This is a genomic window from Bacillus yunxiaonensis, assembly GCF_037104695.1.
Lineage (GTDB): Bacteria > Bacillota > Bacilli > Bacillales > Bacillaceae_G > Bacillus_A > Bacillus_A yunxiaonensis.
This window is the reverse complement of sequence record NZ_JBAWSV010000004.1, coordinates 203,944-229,715: the sequence shown is the minus strand read 5'-3', so window position 1 is coordinate 229,715 and position 25,772 is coordinate 203,944. Positions and strand designations below refer to the sequence as shown.

General features: G+C 36.8%; 25 protein-coding genes, 1 pseudogene, 3 riboswitches and 1 other annotated feature. Of the genes and pseudogenes, 3 read left to right on the top strand and 23 right to left on the bottom strand.

The window, feature by feature from the left end; translation table 11 throughout:
• Positions 1–35 precede the first annotated feature (35 nt).
• Positions 36–902, bottom strand: a complete 867-nt coding sequence (locus WAX78_RS13290) for a hypothetical protein (RefSeq protein ID WP_336482737.1) — start codon at positions 900–902, stop codon at positions 36–38.
• Positions 903–1,013: 111 nt separating this feature from the next.
• On the opposite strand from WAX78_RS13290, the gene WAX78_RS13285 reads away from it, so the two are divergent.
• Complete coding sequence (locus WAX78_RS13285; protein WP_336482736.1) at positions 1,014–1,790, top strand: class I SAM-dependent methyltransferase; 777 nt, start codon at positions 1,014–1,016, stop codon at positions 1,788–1,790.
• A 33-nt stretch (positions 1,791–1,823) separates the two neighbouring features.
• On the opposite strand, the gene WAX78_RS13280 is transcribed toward WAX78_RS13285, so the two are convergent.
• Positions 1,824–2,033, bottom strand: coding sequence for a hypothetical protein (locus WAX78_RS13280; RefSeq protein ID WP_336483020.1), 210 nt, complete (start codon positions 2,031–2,033; stop codon positions 1,824–1,826).
• A 270-nt stretch (positions 2,034–2,303) separates the two neighbouring features.
• Here WAX78_RS13280 and WAX78_RS13275 point away from each other — a divergent pair, with 270 nt between their 5' ends.
• On the top strand, positions 2,304–3,845 hold the full coding sequence (locus WAX78_RS13275) for a bifunctional metallophosphatase/5'-nucleotidase (RefSeq protein WP_336482735.1): 1,542 nt from the start codon (positions 2,304–2,306) through the stop codon (positions 3,843–3,845).
• Between the two features lie 155 nt (positions 3,846–4,000).
• Here WAX78_RS13275 and WAX78_RS13270 read toward each other — a convergent pair whose 3' ends face one another.
• The 8 genes and pseudogenes from WAX78_RS13270 to gltP all read right to left on the bottom strand — a co-directional run bounded on the left by WAX78_RS13270 (position 4,001) and on the right by gltP (position 11,493).
• On the bottom strand, positions 4,001–4,633 hold the full coding sequence (locus tag WAX78_RS13270; protein WP_336482734.1) for a response regulator transcription factor: 633 nt from the start codon (positions 4,631–4,633) through the stop codon (positions 4,001–4,003).
• Positions 4,626–5,687 carry a sensor histidine kinase gene (locus WAX78_RS13265; RefSeq protein WP_336482733.1) on the bottom strand — a complete coding sequence of 354 codons (1,062 nt, stop codon included), beginning with the start codon at positions 5,685–5,687 and terminating at the stop codon, positions 4,626–4,628. The genes WAX78_RS13270 and WAX78_RS13265 overlap by 8 nt, the downstream gene beginning before the upstream one ends.
• Positions 5,687–6,427, bottom strand: coding sequence for a cell wall-active antibiotics response protein LiaF (liaF, locus tag WAX78_RS13260; RefSeq protein ID WP_336482732.1), 741 nt, complete (start codon positions 6,425–6,427; stop codon positions 5,687–5,689). Before liaF ends, WAX78_RS13265 begins: the two co-directional genes overlap by 1 nt.
• Before the next feature lie 255 nt (positions 6,428–6,682).
• Positions 6,683–7,345 carry a PspA/IM30 family protein gene (locus tag WAX78_RS13255; protein WP_336482731.1) on the bottom strand — a complete coding sequence of 221 codons (663 nt, stop codon included), beginning with the start codon at positions 7,343–7,345 and terminating at the stop codon, positions 6,683–6,685.
• A gap of 45 nt (positions 7,346–7,390) precedes the next feature.
• Positions 7,391–7,750 carry a lmo0954 family membrane protein gene (locus WAX78_RS13250; RefSeq protein WP_336482730.1) on the bottom strand — a complete coding sequence of 120 codons (360 nt, stop codon included), beginning with the start codon at positions 7,748–7,750 and terminating at the stop codon, positions 7,391–7,393.
• A 220-nt stretch (positions 7,751–7,970) separates the two neighbouring features.
• The gene (locus WAX78_RS13245) at positions 7,971–9,287 is read right to left on the bottom strand and encodes a Na+/H+ antiporter NhaC family protein (protein WP_336482729.1); all 1,317 of its coding nucleotides are present in this window, start codon (positions 9,285–9,287) and stop codon (positions 7,971–7,973) included.
• A gap of 97 nt (positions 9,288–9,384) precedes the next feature.
• A riboswitch (SAM riboswitch) is annotated at positions 9,385–9,489 on the bottom strand.
• 144 nt (positions 9,490–9,633) lie between these two features.
• A pseudogene (locus tag WAX78_RS13240) lies at positions 9,634–10,160 on the bottom strand (ribonuclease FAU-1 family protein).
• 61 nt (positions 10,161–10,221) lie between these two features.
• The gene (gene gltP, locus WAX78_RS13235) at positions 10,222–11,493 is read right to left on the bottom strand and encodes a glutamate/aspartate:proton symporter GltP (protein WP_336482728.1); all 1,272 of its coding nucleotides are present in this window, start codon (positions 11,491–11,493) and stop codon (positions 10,222–10,224) included.
• A 425-nt stretch (positions 11,494–11,918) separates the two neighbouring features.
• Between gltP and WAX78_RS13230 the strand changes: the two genes are divergently transcribed.
• Entirely contained in the window at positions 11,919–13,184 is a 1,266-nt protein-coding gene (locus WAX78_RS13230) for a murein hydrolase activator EnvC family protein (RefSeq protein ID WP_336482727.1), read from the top strand.
• Positions 13,185–13,538: 354 nt separating this feature from the next.
• On the opposite strand, the gene WAX78_RS13225 is transcribed toward WAX78_RS13230, so the two are convergent.
• The 13 genes from WAX78_RS13225 to WAX78_RS13165 form a co-directional block, all read right to left on the bottom strand.
• On the bottom strand, positions 13,539–14,882 hold the full coding sequence (locus tag WAX78_RS13225) for a sodium-dependent transporter (protein WP_336482726.1): 1,344 nt from the start codon (positions 14,880–14,882) through the stop codon (positions 13,539–13,541).
• A 111-nt stretch (positions 14,883–14,993) separates the two neighbouring features.
• Positions 14,994–15,238 (bottom strand) — a binding site (T-box leader).
• 54 nt (positions 15,239–15,292) lie between these two features.
• Entirely contained in the window at positions 15,293–15,757 is a 465-nt protein-coding gene (locus WAX78_RS13220) for an NUDIX domain-containing protein (RefSeq protein WP_336482725.1), read from the bottom strand.
• Between the two features lie 67 nt (positions 15,758–15,824).
• Entirely contained in the window at positions 15,825–16,439 is a 615-nt protein-coding gene (locus WAX78_RS13215) for an NAD(P)-binding protein (RefSeq protein ID WP_336482724.1), read from the bottom strand.
• Positions 16,408–17,166, bottom strand: a complete 759-nt coding sequence (locus tag WAX78_RS13210; protein WP_336482723.1) for a sirohydrochlorin chelatase — start codon at positions 17,164–17,166, stop codon at positions 16,408–16,410. The genes WAX78_RS13215 and WAX78_RS13210 overlap by 32 nt, the downstream gene beginning before the upstream one ends.
• A gap of 1 nt (position 17,167) precedes the next feature.
• Entirely contained in the window at positions 17,168–17,944 is a 777-nt protein-coding gene (cobA, locus tag WAX78_RS13205; protein WP_336482722.1) for a uroporphyrinogen-III C-methyltransferase, read from the bottom strand.
• 101 nt (positions 17,945–18,045) lie between these two features.
• Entirely contained in the window at positions 18,046–18,258 is a 213-nt protein-coding gene (locus WAX78_RS13200; RefSeq protein ID WP_336482721.1) for a DUF3906 family protein, read from the bottom strand.
• A 12-nt stretch (positions 18,259–18,270) separates the two neighbouring features.
• Entirely contained in the window at positions 18,271–19,893 is a 1,623-nt protein-coding gene (locus WAX78_RS13195; protein WP_336482720.1) for a nitrite/sulfite reductase, read from the bottom strand.
• A 150-nt stretch (positions 19,894–20,043) separates the two neighbouring features.
• A complete protein-coding gene (cysC, locus tag WAX78_RS13190) occupies positions 20,044–20,643 on the bottom strand; it encodes an adenylyl-sulfate kinase (RefSeq protein WP_336482719.1) in 600 nt (199 codons plus the stop codon).
• A 12-nt stretch (positions 20,644–20,655) separates the two neighbouring features.
• Positions 20,656–21,792, bottom strand: coding sequence for a sulfate adenylyltransferase (gene sat, locus WAX78_RS13185; RefSeq protein WP_336482718.1), 1,137 nt, complete (start codon positions 21,790–21,792; stop codon positions 20,656–20,658).
• A 135-nt stretch (positions 21,793–21,927) separates the two neighbouring features.
• The gene (locus WAX78_RS13180; RefSeq protein WP_336482717.1) at positions 21,928–22,632 is read right to left on the bottom strand and encodes a phosphoadenylyl-sulfate reductase; all 705 of its coding nucleotides are present in this window, start codon (positions 22,630–22,632) and stop codon (positions 21,928–21,930) included.
• A gap of 91 nt (positions 22,633–22,723) precedes the next feature.
• The gene (locus WAX78_RS13175) at positions 22,724–22,867 is read right to left on the bottom strand and encodes a YezD family protein (RefSeq protein WP_336482716.1); all 144 of its coding nucleotides are present in this window, start codon (positions 22,865–22,867) and stop codon (positions 22,724–22,726) included.
• A gap of 68 nt (positions 22,868–22,935) precedes the next feature.
• Positions 22,936–23,044, bottom strand: a riboswitch (SAM riboswitch).
• Between the two features lie 396 nt (positions 23,045–23,440).
• A complete protein-coding gene (gene lysA, locus WAX78_RS13170) occupies positions 23,441–24,757 on the bottom strand; it encodes a diaminopimelate decarboxylase (RefSeq protein ID WP_336482715.1) in 1,317 nt (438 codons plus the stop codon).
• A gap of 181 nt (positions 24,758–24,938) precedes the next feature.
• Positions 24,939–25,121, bottom strand: a riboswitch (Lysine riboswitch).
• Positions 25,122–25,212: 91 nt separating this feature from the next.
• The gene (locus tag WAX78_RS13165; protein WP_336482714.1) at positions 25,213–25,608 is read right to left on the bottom strand and encodes a DUF3888 domain-containing protein; all 396 of its coding nucleotides are present in this window, start codon (positions 25,606–25,608) and stop codon (positions 25,213–25,215) included.
• Between the last annotated feature and the right edge of the window lie 164 nt (positions 25,609–25,772).

Sequence of the window (25,772 nt, the reverse complement as noted above, 5' to 3'; positions counted from 1 at the left end):
TTCATCACTCTTTTTCTCATTTCCTAGAAAAAACTTTACCTTTGTAAATCCATCTTCTCTCCATATTCTTTCACTATTTGAATAATATTTTGAAACGCACCAATCTCCTCTTTTTTATAATTAAACATTTTTAAATCATATTGGTCATAGTACGTTTCTAACATTTTTAGCTGAGACGATGATATGTCGCTAACAGGAATTAAAAAATTCACTTCATACTGTTTATATCCTTCTTTTACTATTTCACCTTGAATTTGTTCACTTTTTTCTTTATTTATTATCTTTTGTGCTTTCGGTGGAAAATATATTTGGAAATAATAGTTTTTTTCTTTTTCTAGTTTTTTATATAATGCATCTGAAATTGTGTAATATACTGTATAATGCACTGTATTTTCCTTTGTTTTAATGTGAAAACGCGTAATTTGTAAGTCTTTTTTAGTAATTTCAGTTATAGTTGATGGTTGTTCTACCCCATTTTGTGTTGAAGGTGCTGTTGGAAATAAAGAAAGCAGCTTCTCTGTATCCACCTTTGATATAAGGTAGAAATTTTTTGTATCTGTTTCTTTTTGTAACCAACCTGTTCTCGCTTCTGTACGAAGCCAAGCTTTATACCTTTCTTCTTGTCCATTTTTCTTAATGGTAATCACATATTCTGGTTCACCTAATTCACCTATTACATTTTGTTTTTCCGCTTTATTTATAATATTTGCAATAAGTTTCGCTTCCTCATCCTTCAATATTTTTTCTTCTTGTCCTGTTTTGGATACAATTATTTGTATGTTCTCTTCCATAACACTCCCCGCTTCTTTTGCTGATTTCTCACCTTGTTCTATTTTCTTCCCCATTTGGTTACATGCAACTAGTAAGAAAAGAACGAACATGAATAACCATTTTTTTCGCATTGCTCCCATCCTCATTTCTCAAAATAAGAAAAGCTTATTGTTCTCAAAAGAAAACAAAATCAACCTAACAAACAAAATCGGATATAATATACATGAAAGGGGGCTTACAGCATGCCAATAGATTTTCACAGTCCAAACAATAAATATACGTATACAAATCGTCAAGCAACAGATTCATGGACATTTATGATTCAAAATATTGTAAACGTCAAAGAAAAGAGAGTGATTGATATTGGATGCGGTGGTGGTATTTATACAAAACAACTCGCTATGATGGGGGCAGCTGAAGCAGTTGGTTTTGATTTTTCAAATGAGATGCTCGAAGCTGCCAAGGAAAATTGCGCTCACATACAAAATGTTTCATTTGTACAAGGCGACGCTCATAACCTTCCTTTTGCAGATGCAACCTTTGACATTGTTATATCCCGAGCTGTTATTCATCATCTAGAGCATATTCCACAATTTTTACAAGAAGCATATCGAACTTTAAAGCGAAACGGTATACTTATTCTCCAGGATCGAACAATTGAAGATTGCACAATTCCAGGAAGTCCAGAACATATTCGCGGCTATTTCTTTTCTTGCTATCCAAAATTAATCCATACAGAAGCAAAACGAAGACCTAAAACAAATCAAATACTGCATTGGTTACACGACAGCGGCTTCCATACAAATCCTATTGAAACTCTTTGGGAAGTTCGTAAAATCCATCCTTCAATTGAAAATTTACTTCAAGATTTATCCCCTCGGACAGGTCGCTCTATTTTACATGAATTATCGGACGACGAGCTCTCTCAATTATTACAGCATATTCAATCTAAACTTCATAATAAATCCCCTATTATAGAACAGGATCGGTGGACTATTTGGACAGCCGTGAAAGAGTAGCAAGCCTCACAATATGTGAGGCTTGCTACTCTTTCATAACCTTGTTCGGCAACACTCTTGATATCCACCGCTTCTTGCCTGTGCTCTACCACACTTCGAACATACTAAAAATCTGGATTGATTTGCAAACAAACTACCTTTATCAAAAAGTAACACTCCTGCTTGTTTAAGCGAACGAGAATAATATAACCATATAAAACCACAAATTGCAGTAATACATAACAATACACCCATTACAAGCATCTTCGTCACCTCTGCTTTGTCTGTTCTTTCCAGCGAGTGGATGATTACATTATTCTCTACACTGAACAATAAATCCTTCTTTTCTTCATGAAAACTCCCTGCACTTATCTTCCTCCCTTCTCTTTGAATCTTGAGGGGCGGGCCTACTGCCCAAGAATAGCGGGATAAAAAATCTTATAATCTCCACAAAAAATTTACGATTTTTTAATAAAATAAAATGTTGTCCTTCTATTACAATAAAAACACCAATATATGTAAAGGGGTGACAACATGATTAACTTTCTTTTATGTATTCCTTTTCTCATTTCTATAACTCTTTCTTCATTTTTTTCCACTGCAGAACCTTCCGAAATACGGGTGCAAATAATCGGATTAAATGATTTGCACGGACAAATCAATACAACTACAATGCTGCACGGACAACCTGCTGGCCGCGCCGATTATATAGCCTCCTACATCAAATCATATAAAGAACAATTTCCCCATACCTTACTTGTTCATGCCGGTGATATGATCGGTGGAAGTCCTCCCATTTCTGCTCTCTTTCAAGATGAACCAACAATAGAGTTTTTAAATATGCTGAAATTTGATGTCGGAACAGTTGGTAATCATGAATTTGACAAAGGTATAGACGAACTAAAGCGACTAATTGATGGCGGTTTTCATCCGAAAACAGGTATGTTTCCGGGTAGCTCTTTTCCTTATGTTTGTGCGAATGTAGTAGCTACTGACACAAATGAACCTCTATTTCCACCATATGCGATTAAGTGGATTGATGGTATCCCAATTGCTTTTATTGGCATCGTAACAAAAGATACACCATTTCTTACTATGCACAATGATATTTCAGCGGTCACTTTTCTAGATGAAGCTACTGCCATTCAAACATATGTACAAGAATTGCAGCAAAAAGGTATCCATGCAATTATCGTTCTTGCTCATCTAGATGGTAAGACAACAGATGGAATTACTTACGGGCCACTTGCTGATTTAGCAAGCAAACTTGATGATGATGTAGATATATTATTTGGTGGACATAATCATTCTTATATGAATGGATATGTTAATGGAAAACTACTCGTTGAAGCGTATTCTTACGGAAGGGCTCTCGCGGATGTGCAGCTCACAATCAATCGCAAAACAAAAGATATTACAAAAAAAACCGCAAAGATCATTCCTACTTATCATAATCAAATACAACCTAATCCAATTATCCGAACATGGCTACAGAGCTATCAAACAAAAATCTCCCCATCAACCGAGCAAATACTTGGAAAAAGCGTACACAAGCTGACACGAGATCAAAATAGAAACGGAGAAGCAGATCTTGGTGCTCTTCTTGCTGCCTCTCAGCGTCAAGCTATGCAAGCTGACGTTGCATTTGTCAATCCCGGCAGTATTCGCCATGACTTACCCGCTGGTTTCATTACATGGGAAAATACCTTTCTCATTCAACCTTTTGAAAATAAACTCATTAAAATGGATTTAACCGGTAAAGAAATTCGGTATGCCCTGAATGAACAATGGAATGACGAAATACGTATGTTACAAGTATCTGGAATTCGTTACACGTGGAAAGAAAATAAGTTAACATCAATTACACTAGAAAATGGTGAACTACTCGAAGATGATGCAACATACTCTGTCGTAGTAAATTCTTTTCTGGCAAACGGAGGAGATAAGTTTACAATTTTTCAAAAGGGACGGAATCGCGTTGAAGGCCCGACAGATCAAGAAGCATTTGTAAATTTCATCCGTTCTACTCCATCTTTAGAAAACATTCAAGCTAATCATATTCAAAAAATGGATTGACATCATAAAAAACTTGTTAAAACTATCTACCTTTATATAACAAAGGAATTAGATGGCTCTTACAAACTATTATTGGTGCAGTCGTTGGATATTTGTTTACAGAACTACAATCACATAAAGCAATGCAAAATAAAAAGGCTCTTCTCCGGCCTTTTTTATTTTGTAAGCTGATGGCGAAATGCATAAATAACCGCCTGCGTACGATCACTTACATGTAATTTATTTAAAATATTACTTACATGAGTCTTTACTGTTTTTAAAGCAATGAATAGCTCATCTGCAATTTCTTGATTACTCTTTCCTTGTGCAATTAATAATAAAATTTCAAACTCTCGCTCTGTTAAATCTTCGTGTAGCGACTGTTCTTTCTTTTGACGCATACGTGACATCATTTTCCCGGTAACTTTCGGTTCAAGCACTGTTTCTCCATCGTATGTTGCCCGCACTGCATCTGCTATATCACTTGCTCTTGATGTTTTTAATAAGTAACTAGTTGCACCAGCTTCAATGACTGGATACAGTTTTTCATCGTCTAAAAAACTTGTTACAACAACAATTTTCGCTTCCGGCCATTCTTGAATAATCGCACGCGTTGCCTCGACACCATCCATTTCATCCATAACAAGATCCATTAAAATAATATCTGGTTTTAATGATAATGCTAATTCTGAACCTTTTCTTCCGTTTTCTGCTTCTCCTACAACTTCAATATCAGGCTGAGTTGATAAATAAGCAGATACACCCATACGAACCATTTCATGATCATCAACGAGCAATACTTTAATCATGCTGTTCCTCCTCTCTATCTATAAGAATCGGCACTTTCACCTCAATTTGCGTTCCTTTATTCGGGAAGCTTAATACCTTTAAAGTTCCGCCAATTTCATGGACACGTTCTTGCATGGAACGAAGACCGTATGATCCAGCTTTATTAACGCCTACTTCAAAACCTACGCCGTCATCAATAATCTTTAAAATTGCATACTCATCAATTTGACGCAGCCTTACTTCTGTTTTCTTTGCTTGTGCATGTCGCAGTGTATTTGACAACGCTTCTTGTACAATACGGAATAAGTGATCTTCTACACCTTTTTTCAATTGAATTGGCTCAATCAACCATTCAATCTTCATATGTTGTTTTCTTGAAAGCTCCGTTAATAATTCTTCAATACCTTCTATTAATTTTTTTCCTTCTAATTGAACAGGACGTAAATGAAGAAGCAATGCTCTCATTTCCGATTGGGCATTTACAACCATATTTTCAACAAGTTGCAATTGTTTTTGAGTAGCTTCTGATATATTAGAGGTTTGCTCGTTAATTGCCGCCATCATCATCGACATAGCAAAGAGTTGTTGACTTACAGAATCATGAAGCTCCCTGGCTAAACGATGTCTCTCTTCTGAAATAACCTTTTGTCTCATTTCTTCATTCCAATGTGCACGTTCATTCGTTACTTTTTGAAATAATCCCGCTTGCTCCTCTAATCTCCTAGCAAGTACAATTACCTTTCGCTCCACTTCATGGAATTCATCTTCTGCAGTAAACGAAGCATCCTTTGGAAAATTTCCTCGTTCTACTTCAAATAAAAAAGTTGTTAAACCTTGGATACGCTGCTGCATATAATAACCAATTGCATACCCAACAACTCCACCAATGAGAAGACTCGTACAGATGAGAAACAATCCAATTGGGACAGAAGCAATAGATTCTTTCCATAATAAATCGTATACAGATTGCCCACTTTTCCATACATATACAATGGTGCAAATAAATGCAATACTACTAGCAGATAACATAGAGTAGCGAATATACATCCATGAAATATTCTTTTGTCTCTTCATTATACTTTCCTCACTTCCGTATCGCCTACGATAAGCGAAGAAATAATTTTAATACGCCTAGGAGCTTCTTTATAGTGTTCTGTTTTAAATGTTACATTGCGATTAAAACCTGTTTCTTCATGATTCGGAAGCAAAATTCTTCCAATAATAACAGAATGATTTAAAGATAGTTCAATATCATATGGAACATACAAACGAATATTACCAATAACACCACGAATAACAATGACGGTTTCTCCTTCTGGAATCATGGCTGTTGTTAAATCAATTTCAACATCACCAATTCCATACTGGACATTAATATCTTCTAACTCATAAATATGATCCATTATTCGCACGTTACCAACCATTATATTCTTAAGATACGGTTCTGTTCGATAGATTTGTTTTTCTTCATTTATATATCCTTTTTCCTTAATTTCTACCTGTACTATTTTTGACTTCTGCTGACCTTGCATAAGTTGATAACCAACGAAAGCTAAACAAGCAAATAGGACAAGCACGAAGGCTGCTGATGAAAACAGGAAGAATACGAAAATGAGTCCTCCGACAAATAAAAACACATTCCCTCTCACATACCGATTCTTTTTTCTATAATGCCTTCCAAACATAATCATAATAAACGCAAAAACAAGGGCACCCGGCTCAAAATGTCCGAGAATCATATCAAGAACAAGACCAAATCCAAATATAATGAGGAGCATCCCTACAAATTGTGTTTTTGAAAATTGTCTCTTCATCTCAGCTCCCCTTTCTTTTTCATATATAAAGTAAAATTTCCATCAGTGTTTTTTCATCCCCCACTGATAGAAATCCTGCCCAATCGGGCGCATGCCAGCAGTTATCTCCCATCTATCTTCCTCGTCTCTCTTTGAATCTTGAGGTAGGGTTTTTACCGCCCGCGAATAGCGGGATAAACAGAAGAAAAAGGTATTGCATTCCAACACCTTTTCTTCTATCACTATATCATAAGCTTGTTTTATAATGTACTACAATTATTTTACTGATTCTTTTGTTAAAGATAGTTCATTTTTTTCTTTCATTTCACGCTCAAGCTTTGCAATTTTCATATCAAATGTATCACGTTCATGATCTTCATTCATGCGAAGCTCTAAATCACGAATATGCTCTTCAATTTCTTCAAATCGTAAGAATGGATTATTCTCATCCATTTTATGAAGAGCCGTATTCATACGACGATTGGCATGTGCCATATTTTCGCGTGCCATTAATTCCATACGTTTTGCATTCATTTCTCTTAGCTTGTTTTTCATTTCAGAAAGACGACGTTCTAACTCATCAATTTGTTCCACTACACCTGCATACATTTCTTCTAAGCGAGCTACTTGCCCTTCATAGTATGCTACTTCTTCTAATGCACGTTCATGCAACTGTATTTCCCCTGCTTCTTTTGCAATTATTGCCTGCTTTGATCTCTTATTTACGAAATAACGAGCCTGCTCAAGTTCACGAGCAAAGTTAGCTTTTAATGTTTTATGTCGCTGAATTAGCTTTTCAATTTTTGTTACTTCACGCTCGCTATCACGTAAATATTGGTTTAACATCGCAATTGGATTTTTTCTTTCCTTTTCGTCTAAAGCATTATGAAAATCTGCAAGTATTGCCTCACGTACACGTCCGAATAATGATTGTTTCATTTTAAATCTTCCTCTCTTCTACTTTATTATTTTAGTTGTTTAATATTAGTTATTTTTCATTAATTTGTTCCACTCATCTTCAAAGTTGCTATATGGTTTAGAACCTTCTGAAGCAGAATTTACTACTACATCTTTTTCTTTTTTCCACTCACGGTATCCGTAGTATAGAACTACTAGTGCTACGATACCGATTAATGCTGGGGAATGAGAAAGGGCGATTGACAAGCCGATTAAACCGACAATACCCCAAGCTAACCTTCCAAAAAATGATTGTGCTCGCACAAATGATTTATAGCTCCAGTACACAATCCCTGCTCCAATTGCTAACCCTACAATACCAGCAAGACTACCAAGAGCAATCAAAGCCAAAATACCGGCTGCGATAAACGCTAAAAATTGTTTCATCTTGTGCTTGCCTCCCTTCGTTTTGATACTCTTATCTTAACTATTTCTTCATTTTTCTATAACGAGCTTAAGAACTGTTTTCTTCTCAGACTTAAGTCCTATTTTCTTTCAGACTTTTACTGTAATGAAATGTAGTGAAGCTTCCATCAGCGGGGGCTTACTGCCTGTTAATGCGGGATAAATAAAAAAAGATGTCTTCTGCAAGACATCTTCTTTTTATTTATGCTGTTTTATGATATTCCTTTTTTTCAACTACAGGTGAAAGACGCGGAAAATTAATTACAATTGAAATAATACCGCAAACCGCAACTAACATTGGATAAAATGAGTACGGTAATAACTCAACTGGTGAAAGTGAAGCAAATCCTGCCGCTGTTAACATTTGCGCACCGTACGGGATTAACCCTTGCACGCTACAAGAAAATAAATCTAACAAGCTCGCAGATTTTTTCGGATCAATATTGTATTGATCTGCAACATTTTTTGCCAGTGGGCCTGTGAAAATAATAGAAATCGTATTATTTGCTGTGCACATATTTGTCATACTTACAAGACCAGCGATTCCAAATTCTGCACCTTTTTTCGAACGAATATTACGCGTTAGTATATTCATTAAATACTGAATACCGCCGTTATATTGGATAATTTCAACCATTCCACCTATTAAAATCGCTAATAATACCATCTCCATCATACCATTAATTCCTACTGTAATACTTTTAAAGAAACTCGCTAATGTGTAGCTTCCATCTAACATGCCAATGATACCAGCTAACACTGTTCCTCCAGTTAATACAACTAGTACGTTACATCCGAGCAGCGCTGTAATTAACACCCCTGCATACGGTAAAATTTTCACCCAGTTAAACGCATGTGCTGTCATATTTGTATGAGTTCCTAACGTAAGAACGATTAAAAGTATACTCGTAATAATGGCAGCTGGTAATACAATCAAGAAGTTTGTTTTAAATTTATCTTTCATTTCCGTTCCTTGTGTACGCACCGCAGCAATTGTCGTATCTGAAATAAAGGATAAATTGTCACCAAACATCGCTCCGCCAACAACTGTCGCCATAGCTAGTGCCATAGAAATATCCGTGTGCCCACTAATTCCTACTGCAATTGGCCCCAATGCTGCAATTGTCCCCATTGACGTTCCCATCGCTAATGAAATAAACGCACCAATAATAAACAGTCCAGCAACTAACAAGCTTTGTGGAAAAATAGTAAGTGCTAAGTTTACTGTTGCTTCAACAGCACCCATACCTTTTGCCGTTTCAGAAAATGCACCTGCTAATACAAAGATTAATACCATAATCATGATATCTGGATTGCCAGCCCCTTTAGCAAAACGTTCAACCTTTGTCGTAAAGTTTTCTTTTCTGTTCATTACTAATGCAACAGAAACTGCAATTAAAATAGCTACTACGATTGGTAACTTATAAAAATCTCCTGTAATCACACCAGAACCAATAAATAGTGCTAAAAATATACCAAGTGGCAATAATGCCCATCCATTTCCTTTTGTTTGTTCCAAAGTAATATCCTCTCCTATTTCTAAACCTTTCCTTCACAAGAGCGAAAAAGACCTCTTCTGAAGAGAAGAGGTCTTATATATCATATAAGAAACACTCTTCTCATCTATCAAGCATATCGCTTGCTGGATTTGGCACAGCACTCTACATGAGTCCGCTGCCGAGGCATCGTAGGGCCAGTCCCTCCGCCTCTCTTGATAAGAAGGTTTCATATTATATTTTGTGTAAATCAATCCTTTATTACTTTACTCGCTGCAAAAGAAAATGTCAAATATTATTTCTATCAAAATAGTTGGTATTTTTTTGATATTTATACAAAGTTACGAGTGAACCAAACATTTCATGCAACTAAATAATATCTTTTATTTTCAAAATTTCTGTTTCTAAAATTGAAAACCATAAAAAATGTTCTTCTTCAATTTTTTCCATAAGCCACTTTGCCGTATCCCAGGCTACATTATACTCTTCTTTTGAAATATTTCCGTTTGCATACGCTTCTTCTAGCTCATCTTCATCTAGTAAATACATCTCACCATTCGGTAACAGTACAACATCTAAATATAAATCATCGAAATAAGGCATTCCTCTTGTATCAATTTTATACTCTTTTGAAGCATCCATATAATATTGTACAAGCTCTTTTTTCTCATTTAACATAGCTGTAATCGCAAAATTTTTTCCATTTATGAAATACTGTACCCAAGTATAGTCGTTATTTGCAATACAAACCTTTCGATTATGATACTGCTTGTAGCTAGGCTCTTTCACTTGTTTTATATGTAATATACTAACATACCATATTGTACCTTTTTTACTGAATTTGCTCTATCAATTAGCCGTTTCCATGATGATCCATCTCCATATTTTTGTTTCATTTGCAGCCATCCCTTTCACATAGAAAAACCCTCACGTTATACGTGAGGGTTTTGTTGTAATTTAAGCTGCTTGCTTCTCTGAAATCTCTTTCAAATAAGCTTGTCCTTTTTCTGCGTCATATTGTCCTTCCCATTTAGACATAACAACTGCAGCTAATGAGTTACCTACTACGTTTACTGCTGTACGTGCCATATCTAAAATACGGTCAATACCAGCGATAAACGCTAAACCTTCAGACGGAATACCTACTGTATGAAGTGTTGCTAATAATACAACGAATGATACACCTGGTACACCGGCAATACCTTTTGAAGTAACCATTAATACAAGAAGCAATGTAATTTGCTGTGTAATTGATAAGTGAATACCATACATTTGTGCTAAGAAAAGAGCGGCAATTGCTTGATATAATGTTGAACCATCTAAGTTAAATGAATAACCTGTTGGAATAACGAAAGACGTAATTGCTTTCGGGCAGCCAAAACGCTCCATCTTTTCCATAATCTTTGGTAGAACCGTCTCTGAGCTTGCTGTAGAATACGCTAAAATAAGCTCATCTTTTAAAATCTTAAAGAATTGGAAAATATTAATTCCAAATAATTTTGCCGTAAGACCTAATACAACAACAACGAAGAAAATCATCGCTCCGTATACAACAATAACTAAATTACCTAATGGAATTAATGACTTTACACCAAACGTAGAAACCGTTACGCCAATTAACGCAAACACACCAAACGGCGCGAACTTCATGACTTGGTTTGTCACCCAAAACATTGCATCTGCTACACCTTGGAAGAAATTCAGAACTGGCTTTCCTCTTTCTCCAATCGCAGCTACTCCTAAACCAAATAATACAGAGAAGAAAATAATTGCAAGCATATCACCTTTTGCCAATGAATCCATAATATTCGTCGGAACAATATTTACAAATGTATCAGCAAATGAATGGTGCTGTACTTGTTCTGTTGTAGCTGCATACTTAGAAATATCTGTTTTTTGTAACTGTGACATATCCACGCCTTTTCCTGGCTGGAATACGTTTGCTACTAATAAACCAACAACAATCGCAATTGTTGTAATAATTTCAAAATAAATAATTGTTTTTCCGCCTAAACGTCCAAGCTTTTTCACATCGCCAACGCCGGCAACACCAACAATAATACTTGCTACTACAATCGGCACAACAATCATTTTAATTAAACGAATAAAAATATCACCAATCGGTTTTAGAATAGTACCAACCATCGGATTGTGATAAAAGATTGCCCCTACAGCAATACCAACTACAAGACCTATTAAAATTTGCCATGCAAGTCCAATTCTTTTCATACTTGCTGCAACCCCCTTCTTAGATGTTCTTAATTTTCATATTCTATTTTTCTATAAAATACAAAAATCACAGTATTAAATATTATGAGACTATTCAATACTTTCGCCCCTATTAAAATGATAAGACAAAAATAGAAATCTGACAACTAAATAAATTTTCCTCTGTGCAAATATTTTTCTTGACAAAAATAAACCTAATGTCAGAAAACCTAACATGAGAACGATTCCTCTCTTCTTTATTTTTCGATATATGTTAGGGCCTATATACACGAATTGTTATAGTATAAACGAACAATTCGAACGTGATTTCTTTGTAATTTTCGACATTTAATAACAATTACTTAATTTTTTTTACATTATCATTACAACAATAGACATTTTTCTCCTTTCTGTGATTATATAGAATAGGGAAAGGAGATAGACAGATGAACAAAAAAATAACAGCGTTTAGTTTACTGACAGCCGGCACTATTTTCGTTTCTCCATTGCTTTCACCAGTGTATGCGGAGACGAGTCAAGATAAATTATCTAATATCCAATCACAATTAGAGGGTAATCAACAAGAATTACATACGAAATCAGCTGAAAAACAACAAATCGAAAAAGAGATACAAGATTTACAAAAAAAAATCGATGAATTAACTACTTCTATTAATAAAAATGAAGCAGATTTAAAAACAACAAAAGCTGAAATCGAAAAAACACAAAACATAATTGCAGAGAAAAAGAAGAATATTGAAGAGCTGCAAAAAAAAATCGATACCCGTCAAGAAGTAATTAAGCAGAGATTACAGTCCATGCAAGAAAAACCGCGTACAAATTTAATTACAGAAGTATTAATTAACACGAACAATATCGCTGAACTAATAGAAAATATGTATTCTGTAAGTGTAATTTTAAATAATGATACAGATATCGTAAAACAGCAAACACAAGATCAAGAAACTGTTAAAAAAGAAAAAGAAGCGATTGAGAAAAAGGAAACACAACTTAAGGAATCTGAACAAACATTACAGAAACAACAGCAAGAACTACAAGGAAATCAGCAACAACAGCAAGCATTAATTGCTGATTTACACGAAAAAGCTTCAAAAGTAGATTCCGAGATGGAAAGTTTAGAAGAAGCAAAGACTACTTTAGAAAACCAACATCAAGCTGTTCAAAATGCAATTGAAGAGGAAAAACGTGCAGCAGAAGCAAAGAAGGCTGAAGAAGCAAAAAAAGCTCAAGAACAAAAACAAGCTCAGCAATCCGCTCCTTCAACGCAAAACTCAACTACATCTCAAGTGAAAAATACTGGCGGTTTTATTAAACCAGCAGCTGGTAGCTTTACTTCTGGATTTAATGATCCAACACGTGATCGTCATAAGGGTCTTGATATCGCAGCTCCTGGAACCGTACCAATTTTCGCTGCAGCCGATGGAGTTGTTATTCGCTCCGATTTATCTAGCAGCTACGGAAATGTTGTATACTTATCGCACCGCATAAACGGTCAAACATATACAACTGTATATGCTCATATGAGCAGCCGCTCGGTTTCAGTTGGACAAAAAGTAACACAAGGCCAGCAACTCGGTTTTATGGGGAACACAGGTGATTCACACGGACAACACTTGCACTTCGAGCTACACATCGGCGAGTGGAATATAGAAAAATCAAATGCTGTAGATCCAGCTCCTTATATTAAATAAAAAAACTCGGCAATTGCCGAGTTTTTTTATTTATGGAAAACAAGCGAATCCCATCTTTCATGTGTACTTCTTATATATTTTTTATAATTTTCAACACCTTCTAGGCATTGCACATACAAAAACATAAAAGCTTTTTTGAGGAGGTCTACACATGAATCAAGAATCACAAGAAGCCCAAATATTACAAGAAGCCAAAAATCTATATAGGTCGTTTGTTTACACTAGGCGGAGACATTTTGTTTTTAATCGGCTTCGTCATTGCCGCTTTCGTAGGTTATAAAACGTATATTCGTCTCTTGAAGCAATCTACAACATAATAAAAGGCGGAGAATATTCCCCGTTTTTTATTATGAACTAAAGTACACCAATAACGTTTAAAAAGACAAGAAGAACCGTAATCGGAATAACATAACGAAGCAAGAAAAACCATACATGAAATAATAGTTTCCCTCTTGTTTCTTTAACTTCTAATTCTTGCATTATCAACTCTTTCTTCATCTTATTTGGTACAAAGAGCGAAATTGCTAGCACACCAAGTGGAAGTAATACATTACTCACCGAAAAATCCAGTAAATCAAAAACTGTCTTTCCAAATACTTTTACATCGCTCATGACTCCAAATGATAATGCTGCTGGAATTCCAACTACGAAAATAAGTAATCCAATTAAGAGCGATGCTGATGGACGCTTCTTTCCGTCCCCTTTCGCTACGGAAGCAACAACAATTTCGAGCATAGAAATTGCCGATGTAAGCGTTGCAAAGAAAAATAGAATTAAGAATAAAATAAAGAAAAAATGCCCGAAAGGAATTTTTCCAAACACAGCTGGAAGAACGATAAATAGTAACCCCGGCCCTTCTGTTGGACTAACACCTAACGCAAAAATCGCTGGAAAAATCGCTAGCCCTGCAAGTACAGTAATAAAAACTGTTAAGCTTGTAATCGATATTGCTGATTTTGCTAAATGTTCTTCTTTTTTCAAATAAGAGCTGTATGTAACCATAACAGAGGCTCCAACTGTTAGTGAAAAGAATGATTGCCCCATCGCATATAAAATTGTTTTTGCTGTTAATTTCGAGAAATCTGGTTTTAAGAAAAACTTAACACCTTCCCATGCCCCGTCCAATGTAAGAGAACGAACAATAATTGCAAGAAACAGAACAAATAATAGCGGCATCATATACTTACTTGCTTTTTCAATTCCTTTTTCCACACCTTTACTTACGATAAAAATTGTACAAAGCATGAAGATAAATTGTGCTCCAATTGCACTTACTGGATTTGAGATCGTTTCTCCAAACAACTTTGCGTAATCAACAGCATTCCCCCATAATCCACCTGTTACACTATAGAATAAATAAAGTAAAATCCAGCCTCCAACAACACTATAAAATGCTAAAACACAAAAACATGTTACAACTCCCATGCGGCCAATCCATGGATATAATTTATGATTTGGTACTAATACTTTATACGCTGTTACTGCTTCTTTTTGCGTACTGCGTCCGATCACAAATTCCGCCACTAAAAGCGGCAAACCGATAAATACTGTCATGAATAAAAAGACAAGGAAAAAGGCTCCTCCTCCGCTATTTCCGGCAACATAAGGGAACTTCCAAATTGCCCCAAGTCCAACTGCTGCCCCGGCTGCTGCGAGTACAAAACCAATTTTCGACGTCCATTGCTGTGTTTCTTTCATTTTCACTTCTCCTGATCTGAATATTTCCGTTTTTTTCATTCATATACTTTCAGTTCATACTCGCTCACCTCCTTTAGACAATAAAAAAGTCCCCTACACGCTATGATGCATGTAGAGGACGATATATGTAATATAATACCGTGGTACCACCTCAATTGGATAAATTATCCCACTTTTCAGGTACAGGAATGCTTCCGATACCCTATCCTTGTAACGGCGGAACCCGGGTTGCCTACTATTAGTTCAACATACCTCTCGCAAGCCCATTCTGTATATTTTATCGTACCGGGCTCACACCTTTCCCCAGCTCTCTGAACGCTTCAAATATACGTACTCTTCTTGCTCATTGATTTCATGTATTGAAGTCAACTGTGATTATAGAGGAGATTTCTGTATTTGTAAAGGACAAATTAATTTACATCTCCTAAATATACTTCCGTCTTTTCATAATGAATAAAATGTTGTTGCAATCGCACACGTAGTATTTGCGGATAGAGGCGATACTGTGTAATATTACGTAACGGCAACCACTCTATTCCAATTTGACCCGTATCTAACTCTGTTGCTCGTTCTACATTCGGTTCACTAAGAAGTGTACATGAGAACATATATTCAATTTGATGAACATCAAAATCAAACGCGGCATATTCATGATTTTTACCAATATATTCTCTAATAAACAATAATTCATTTGGTTTAACTTCCGCACCGATCTCCTCTATACACTCTCGTTTTACCGTTTCCGTAAATGTTTCACCCGGTTCTTGACCACCGCCGACCAGTGTATAATATTCCCCATATTGGTCACGCTTTTTAATTGCCAAAAAATGATCATCCCGTACAATTAATGCTTTTACTGAATTTCTGATTTTCATATCTCTTCTCCCCCTTTCCAGTAATGCATTCTTTATTTTATTCAAAAGAGGGAAATATTACAAACTATCAAAATACTAGCTTTTCATCTAAAGAATACAAAAATTTTTCTCGTTGCTGTGCATTGTGTACATAAACAGACTTAAGAACTTCCTGTAACACAACATTCTGCGTCTTCTTATCTACTTGTAGCCGCTTCACTTTCATACGTACATCATATAAGAAATTCACATATTCCTCATAACAATCATCATATCTCCCTGCAATTTCATCACGAATTTTTTTCGCAAGTTTTGGGCTTGCTCCGCCAGTAGATACAGCAATGTTCAATTTCCCACGATGAATAGCAGCCGGAAAATGAACATTACCACTCTCAGGGTTTGTAATTACATTTACAAGTTGATTCGGCGCTGCGTCATTTGCAATTCTCTCATTTAACAGTGCATCACCCGTTGCAGCAACAACTAAAAACGCACCTGCAAGATCACTTGCTTCATATTCTTTTTGAAACCAGCGAATTTTTTCTTCTTCGACAAGCTGAACTAAACTTTTATCAAGTTTTCTACTAATCACAATAATATTAGCTTCTTCTTGCAATAAAGGTGCAATCTTAAATGCTGCGACTCGTCCACCGCCAATGAAAACAACACGTTTATTCTTTATTCGCACTGTTAATGGGTACATGTACATCCTCCCTTATCATTTCTTCGGTACGTTCAATTAGCATATCTTGAAAAGCTTGATTCTTACTTAAATACGGACATAATACAATATGAGAATGGTTATTTTTCCGAACTGCTTTTTCAATTCTCTTCATTAACAATCCTGTAAATAAAAGATACGGAAGGATAACAATTGGGGCATTCGTTGTTTGAACAAGTTCATGTAGCTTCTCCTCAAATTGCGGCTTGGCTGCTGCTAAATAACCTACTTCGACCTTTACTACTTCATCTGCAGCTTCAAACAATAACGCAATATCTCTTACATCTCTTAACGTCTCCGCATCACTACTCCCTCTCGCCACAAGTAACAGGGTAACTCGTTTGCCAATCATTTTAATTCCGCTACCATTTAGAACTGCAGTAACAAGTTTACGAGAAACACCAAATGGATTTCCATATGAAAATGACACATGAGGATACTGATTTTGTAACCGTTCTAACTCCTCAGGAATATCCTTTTTCACATGAACTGCCGCTAATAAAAAGATAGGGACAATCACAATTTCAGTTGCCCCTTTTTGTACACAAGTTGTAATCCCCTCAGCGATAGAAGGTGGTGCTAATTCTAAAAAACATATTTGTTGAATAGGAGCTGATACACGTTCCATACACGATGTAACAAAAGCAGTCGCTTCTTTACATGCTTCCTGTAAACGACTGCCATGACAAATATATAATATTGCTTTCATATTAAAGTGCTCCGCTCAGTGGATACGACTGTTCAAATGTTTGTTCAAACCAATGAATTTTCTCACGGAAGCGTACGACTTCACCAATTACAATCATACTTGGATTTTGAATTTGCTCATTTTCTGCCACAGATACAATTGTTCCTAATGTTCCTGTAATTGTACGCTGAGATGCTGTTGTTCCCCACTCTATCATTGCTACTGGTGTATGTTCACTTTTTCCATGTTTTAAAAGCTGTTCACATATATAAGAAAGGTTGCTTACACCCATATAAACAGCAAGCGTATCCACACCTTTCGCTAAGTTTTCCCACTTCACTTCTTCCTCTGCACCTTCTTTCCGGTGCCCTGTTACAACCGCGAAACTTGTACTAGCATCTCGGTGTGTAACAGGAATTCCCGCATACGCGGAAGCTGCAATACCCGCTGTAATGCCCGGAACAACTTCAAATGGAATACCATGTTTCACCAATGCTTCCGCTTCTTCTCCGCCTCTTCCAAACACAAAAGGATCTCCGCCTTTTAGACGCGTCACAATCTTTCCTTTCTTTGCATATTTCACTAGAAAAGCATGAATCGTTTCTTGCTTCATTGTGTGGTAGTTCGGAAGTTTCCCGCAGTAAATTAAATCCGCTTCTGGCTTTGCGTAAGAAAGTAATTCTTTATTCACAAGACGATCATATAAAATAACATCTGCTTGTTGAATACATTTTACTCCTTTAACAGAAATTAAATCTGGATCACCAGGTCCTGCACCGACAATGTACACTTTCCCCATATTTCCTCCCCATTTCTTCTATAAAGTGAAACTTCCATTAGTAGATTTTTTCTACTGATGGAAGTCTATAAATCCTCACCTTACGGCCTGTTAGCATCCTATTAAATCGTTTCCTGTTCATGCAAAACAAAAGCTGCACCCTTTCGGATTTTCTTTTTCTCATATAAAGAAATCTCTTTCACTTCGGGTAAAGGCAAAAAATATTTTTCAAGTTCTATTTCAACGAGACGAAATGCCTGATCTTCACTTTGTGCAACAACGACTACAGGAACAACACCATTTGCTAAAACAGCTTCAAAACGATATAAGTCCATTTTGCTTCCCTCCTACGATGCAATCACTTCTTCTAAAATCGTATCTAATGCTGCTTGTAAATCCATTATTCCAACACGGCCAGCAAACTCATAGAATGTTTCACTAGGAAGTTTACTTTCTTTAAAGTAAGTTAAAAATGCAACGAGAACATGCGGCAAGTCTTCACCATCAATTTTCCCTTTTAGCTTTTCATTATAAGCACCGCCGTCCAGCAGCGTCCCACCTACATAAATTTCAAAAGCTTCGACAATCCCTTTTTCTTTCGTTTTCATTTTGACACCTTGCAAACCGATATCAGCAATTTGTCTTTGTCCGCAAGAATTTGGACAACCGATCATATGAATACGAACTGGTACATCTAATATAAGCTGTGTATCTAAATAATCCGCAATATTGCGTAATCTTTCTTTTGTCTCCACTAATGCCAAGTTACAATATTCAATGCCTGTGCAAGAAACTGCGTAGCCGATAAATGACTTTGGCTTTGCAGAGATTGCTTCGAATAACGGTTCTTGTAATAGTACATCAATATTTTCTTGCGGCACATTCGGAATAATAAAGTTTTGTGAATTACATGTACGAATTTCACCGTTTCCATACTGTTTTGCAATTCTAGCAATCTCATACATTTCTTCTGCATGCAGGCGACCAACTGGTACATTAAAACCAACATAGTATAAATCATCTTGCTTTTGCTTATGAACACCGTAAAAATAACCTGCATTCCAACCCTTCAATGCACTTTCTCCTCTATCATGTAAAGATCCTGTGTATTGTAATAACTGTTCTTTAAATTTTTCTGGTCCCCAATCTGCAACAAGAAATTTCAGACGAGCAAGATGACGCTTTTCACGATATCCAAAATCACGGAAAATAGTTGCGACGGCAATTGCTACATCTTTCACTTGCTCTGGTAAAATAAATACATCTAGTTCTTCTGCTAAATATGGACGCGCTGATAAACCGCCACCTACTTTTAGATGAAAACCAATGACTGTTTCTCCGTTAATTTCTTTCGTTGCAGGTGTAAATGCCACGCAGTTAATCTCAGCATTTGCTGAATTGAACACATTCGAACTAATCGACATTTTAAATTTGCGAGGTAAATTTGAAAACTCTTCATTATGCTGAAAATATTCATATACTTCCTGCACAATTATTTGTGTATCAAACAATTCATTTTCATCAATTCCAGCAAGTGGATTCCCTGTAATATTACGTGTAATATCACCGCATGCACCGGCTGTCGATAGCCCTACTTTCTCTAGCCGCTGCAGAATATCTGGAATTTGCTCAATTTGCAGCCAATGAAACTGAATTGCTTGGCGTGTTGTAATATCAAGTACATCACGGCCGTAATCTTCGGCGATAGAAGCAAGAGCCTCCACTTGTTCGTTTGTTATGATTCCAGATGGTATATTCACACGCATCATGAAATACCCCGCCTCTTTTGGGCGCTGCAAATATAAACCTGCCCACTTAAAAGAATCCCATTCTTCTTTCGGAATAGACGCAAATCCATGCTCAGCATAATACGGAATATCTTTAAAAATTTCTAAACCGTCTTTTTCTAATTTCTTTTTTTCTGTTGCATTTAGCTTTTCATTGTTTGCCCATACTTTTTCATAACTCATCATGTATCTCCTCCTATATAAAGTGAAACTTCCTTCTGGGAACGTTTTTTCCCAGAAGGTCAGTTGAACCAATCGGGCGCATGCCAGCAGTTAGCTCCCACCTATCTTCTTTGTTTTCTCAGACTCTTGGTGTAAGAGTCTTACTGCCCGTTAGCGCGGGATAAAGCTGCGTTCTTGCAAATAAGCAATAATTTGCTCTGCACATTGTTCAATAGAATGACGATGCGTTTCTACAATAACTTCAGCTTGAATTGGCTCTTCATAAGGAGAATCGATTCCGGTAAACTGCTTAATCTCCCCACTTCTTGCTTTTTTATAAAGTCCTTTCGGATCACGTTTTTCGCATTCTTCAATTGGACACTTTACGAACACTTCAACAAATTCACCTTGTTCTAATATGTCACGCACTTGCTGACGATCTTCACGAAACGGTGAAATAAACGCTGTTAATACAATTGTTCCATTATCAACAAATAATTTCGCTACTTCACCGATGCGACGAATATTTTCTGTACGGTCCTCTTCTGAAAATCCTAAATCTTTATTTAAACCGTGACGGATATTATCTCCGTCTAACACATAATTACCAATATTTTCATCAAATAACTTGCGAGCTACTGCGTTTGCCACGGTTGATTTACCAGAAGCCGACAATCCTGTAAACCAAAGAACAAAGCTATGATTTTTGTTTTGCTTTCGGCGTTCTTCCTTTGAAACGGATGCCGTATGCCAAGTAATATTCGTTCCCATCTTCTTCTCTCCTTACTTTGTCAAAACTTCTTTTTGCAAACCGCGAATTAAAACTTCTACTACTTCCTTACGACTAAATGTATTTGGTGGCAGTTCTCCATTTCGCAAGAGCTCTCTTACCTTTGTACCCGATAAAATAACATGATCTTCTTTTCCGTGTGGACATGTTTTCGTTGATGCCATTCCCTCACATTTCGCACAATAAAAACTATGTTCAAAAAAGAGGGGTGTAATTCCTAATTCTTCTATTGTAAAGTTAGCGAAAATTTCCTGCGCTTCATACGTACCATAATAATTCCCAACACCAGCGTGATCGCGACCGACAATAAAATGCGTACACCCAAAGTTTCTTCTTACAAGTGCATGAAAAATCGCTTCACGCGGCCCAGCATATCGCATCGCCGCTGGAAATACTGCTAAAGAGACACGATCTTTTGGATAGTAGTTTTCTAGAAGTACTTCGTAACTTTCCATTCGAACATCAGCTGGAATATCATCTGACTTCGTTTCTCCAACAAGCGGGTTTAAAAACAGGCCATCAACAATTTCAAGAGCTGCTTTTTGAATATATTCATGTGCGCGATGCACTGGATTTCTTGTTTGAAAACCAACGATTGTTTTCCAATCACGCCGTGCAAACTCTGCTCGCGTTTCACTTGGATCTAAATGATAAGCGGAAAATTTTTCTTTTCTAATCCGTTGCACAAGCGTAATCGGTCCTCCCACGTATATATCCGGACGATCGTATAATTTCTTAACACCCGGATGTGCTTCTTCTATCGTTTTATAGACAAGTAACGCCTCCTTTTCTTTATCAGGCGTATAAATCTCTTGAACTTGAATTACACCGTACGTTATACCTTCTTTTACAAGTCGAACTTCTTCCCCTACTTCTAACTCCTTCGCTTTTTCTTCTGTTATAGGCAATGTAATTGGAATGCTCCATACAGCTCCATCTGCTAAGCGCATTGTTTCTACTACTGATACGTAATCATTCTTTCCTAAAAAACCCGTAAGCGGACTATATCCACCGGTCGCAATGAGCTCTAAATCACTTAATGCGATTCCATCTAATTCAATTTCTTTTACGATATGCGCTGTTTCATATGTTGTATCAATTCGATTTACTAATGTTTTTATATCGCTCATTTTCTTTTCCCCTTCTTTATTAAGTTTTAACAGATAGTAGCTTTCACTCCGCACTAATATGCAGTATGAGCCCAATTGATGAGAGATTTCCATCAGCGGGTGATAAAGAAAGACCACACTAATGAAAGCTTCATTTTATTGATAATGAAGACCACATTCTGTTTTCATCTTTCCAGCCCAGCGTCCATCCCTCGAATCTCCACCCTCTTGCACCTGCACGGTACATTTTTCACATCCAATGCTCGGATACCCAATATCATGGAGTGGATTGTATGGCAAATTATGCTTATATACGTAGCGCCACACTTCTTTCCAAGTCCAATGAATAAGCGGACAGATTTTAACAGATTGAAAGCGATGATCTTGATTGACAAACTGTGTATGTTTTCGCGTTTCAGACTGTTCTCTTCTTAAACCGGATATCCATGCTTTCCTACCTGTTAGCGCTTCTTCTAACGGCTTAATTTTTCTTAATTGGCAACAAAGATTTGGATTATGTTCCCATAATTTATCACCATACTCTTTTGCTTGTTCCTCAAGTGTAAGTGCCGGTTGCTTTTCAATAATATTCAAATTAGGAAATCGCTCCCTGACTTTTTTGATCAAGTCATATGTTTCTTGAAAATGAACATTTGTATCTAAAAATACAACCTTTGCAGATGGATTTACTTGGTTAATCACATGCAATAAAACCATTCCTTCTATTCCAAAGCTGCATGCATAAACAATATCCTGATCATAATGTTCATATGCCCAGCGTATTGCTGCCAAAGCGCCTTTCGTTTCGTCGTCTTCCTGAAATGAAACAAAATTATCTTGCCATGTTTCGTACGTTAACATCGTTCTCCCCCTTCACAACACCCATACAAAAAGGCGGCTTTAATCTATAGAAATAGATTAAAGCCGCCTCTAGTTTTTCTAGTCAGCGTGCTTATTTTAAACGTACTTTTTCACTTTTTTCAAGCTGAATCACTTTACCATCTTGCACAACAATTGTAATCGAACCATATTTCATATCAGTAAGCATAGATTGAATTTTACTTGCTACTTCTTCAAATTGTCCGCGTACTCCCACGAACAGCCCCCCTTTTTTCATAAAAAAAATCTTTCCCATTTCGAAAAGACTGTTCCGGTAACGTATCTACCTTATCTTTCAAAATGGATGCCATTTTGCTGGAAGTAGCACCTTACTCCTATAAAGTAGGTTGCCGGGCTTCGTCGGGCCAGTTCCCTCCGCCACTCTTGATAAGAATTATATTTGTATTTTATCACAATTCTGATTTTTTTCAATCCTAGTTTTCCGATAAATTTTATTTATTATAAAGTGAAACTTTCATCAGTGGAGGATTTCTTTATCCCCCACTGATAGAAAGCCTGCCCAATCAGGCACATGCCAGCAGTTATTCCCCATCTATCTTCTGTAGAAAAGCGGAAGCGGCTCGCCCAGAATCGCAGGACGTTGGAGCACCCGACATAGAGGGGCTTTTTGCCTCGTACGAGGGGGCGAAACGATCGGAGATTCTAGCCGCTAGAGCTGGACAACGATTCGCTCTCCATTTTGAGGTGGGGTCTTACAGCCCGCGAATAGCGGGATAAAAAAGGAGTAGTTCATCTAAACAACTCCTACTTCAACTAAACGAGGGTGTATTCATACAAGTTCCTTCACACGTATGCGATCGTTTCCAATAATATTTTCATACGATTCCCTCTCTACAACAACTTGCGATTTTCCATTTTTCGCAAACACCACTGCCGGGCGACGAATACGATTATAATTATTTGCCATTGAATAACCATATGCCCCTGTACAAGAGATAGCTAAGAGATCACAAGAAACAACTTTTGGAAGCTTTACATCCCAAATGAGCATATCCCCACTTTCACAACATTTTCCCGCAATTGAAACAACCTCTTCGGCAGATTCATTCGCACGATTTGCTAGCAATGCTTCATAACGAGCTCCATAAAGTGCTGGGCGAAGATTATCTGTCATCCCTCCATCAACCGATACATATTTACGGATGCCTGGAATATCTTTAATCGCTCCTACTGTATACAGCGTTGTTCCTGCATCTCCAACAATACTACGACCTGGTTCCATCCAAATTTCTGGAAGGGGATATTCGCATACTGTAAACTGCTCGCGTACCGCATCCGTCACAGCTTTCACATATTCACCAAGGACAAGTGGCGTGTCCCCTTCCGTATAGCGAATTCCGAAACCGCCTCCTACATTTAGTACTGGCGCTACATAGTTCATTTCTTTTCTCACTGTTTCCAAGAAATTACGAAGCACCTCAATTGCACGAACAAATCCTGCCGTCTCAAATATTTGCGATCCGATATGGGAATGAATTCCTAATATACGATAGTTTGATTTTTCTAATGCACTTTTTACCGCTTGTGATGCATGCCCTGTTGAAATACCAAAACCAAATTTAGAATCATCTTGACCTGTTGTAATATATTCATGTGTATGCGCTTCTACTCCTGGCGTCACACGAAGCAAGATATTCACAACTTGCTCGTATTCTTTCGCTAAATCATGCAATACTTCTAGTTCAAAAAAATTATCTACAACAAAGCAGCCGATATTAGCTTCTAATGCCATTCTTATTTCTTCTTCTGTTTTATTATTACCATGAAAATGGATGCGCTCTGCTGGAAATCCCGCTTGCAACGCCGTATATAGTTCTCCGCTAGACACAACATCTAGCGACATATTTTCTTCGGCAGCTAACCGGCACATTTCCATGCACAAGAACGCTTTGCTTGCATACGCTACTTGATAAGAGAACCCACTTTCCCTAAATGCACGATGAAATGCACGACATTTCTCACGAATTGCTGTCTCGTCGTAAACATAAAGTGGTGTCCCATATGTTCTTGTAAGTTCAGTAGCATCGCAGCCCCCAATTTCTAAGTGTCCTTGCTCATTAATGCGGCTTGTGCCGTGTAAATACATGTGAATTCCTCCCTTGTTTTCGCAAAACCCTCTATTATATTTCTTATTTTTTACTATTATTCCTAATTTATATAAACAAAAAACGCGCGGAACAATGTTCACACGCGTTTCTTATCGGAAGAATCTATGACGAAAAAATAAATGTATTGTTATTTTCTCAAATAAGAAACCGCATCAAACATCTCCTAATAGCTCTCCATAAGCAAAATACTTATGACAGTACTACATTTATTCAATGCAGTCCCAATATATGAATGAAGTGGTCATTCATATATTTCGGCGATAACCCCTTTCAACCTATGATCATGAATACCACTTTATTTCCCATAGTTTACTTTTGATTATCGCAGCCTCTACCTTCGAGTGTAGATGAGGTAAGTCTATTTAATTTTCAAGCATCTTTTTGTTGCTATTAACAATAACAAATGACTAATTTATTTGTCAAACACTTTTTTTTAAATCGGTTTACGACAATTAATTTTCGTATCATCTGGTAAGCGCTTTACATCTATATTTTTCACAGTCCACTCGCCACTATCATTATCAAATGTAATCGTTACTTTTTCAAAGGGGGGAAGCTTTCTCCCCCCTGTTCCTGGCTCATATTTAATTATTTCGATAGATGTCCGAAACAAATATGTACCGCTGTACATTTTTTTCATACTAACAATTTTAGGACAGTCATACGGCTTTTGTTTTCCATAATGTTTTTGAATTGCTTCATTTATTCTCGGAAACAGCACGGAATAGAGGGCATCTTCTAGTAATAACGGCTCATGCTCAGCAGAGAAAGAAGCTGGATTTCCAAGTAAAATGAAACAACTTAATATAAAACAACATATTTTCTTCATGGTACTCCTCCATCTTTCAATCAATGCCTTTATTTTATCCTTCTCTTCTTTTTCTATCCAATTGTTAGAAAATCATCCACAATTTCGCTATGTTTTTATATAATAGTACACATAGTAAAAAAACATATAGATTTGTAGCCGGTCATATACGTAAAAGAGGCGGT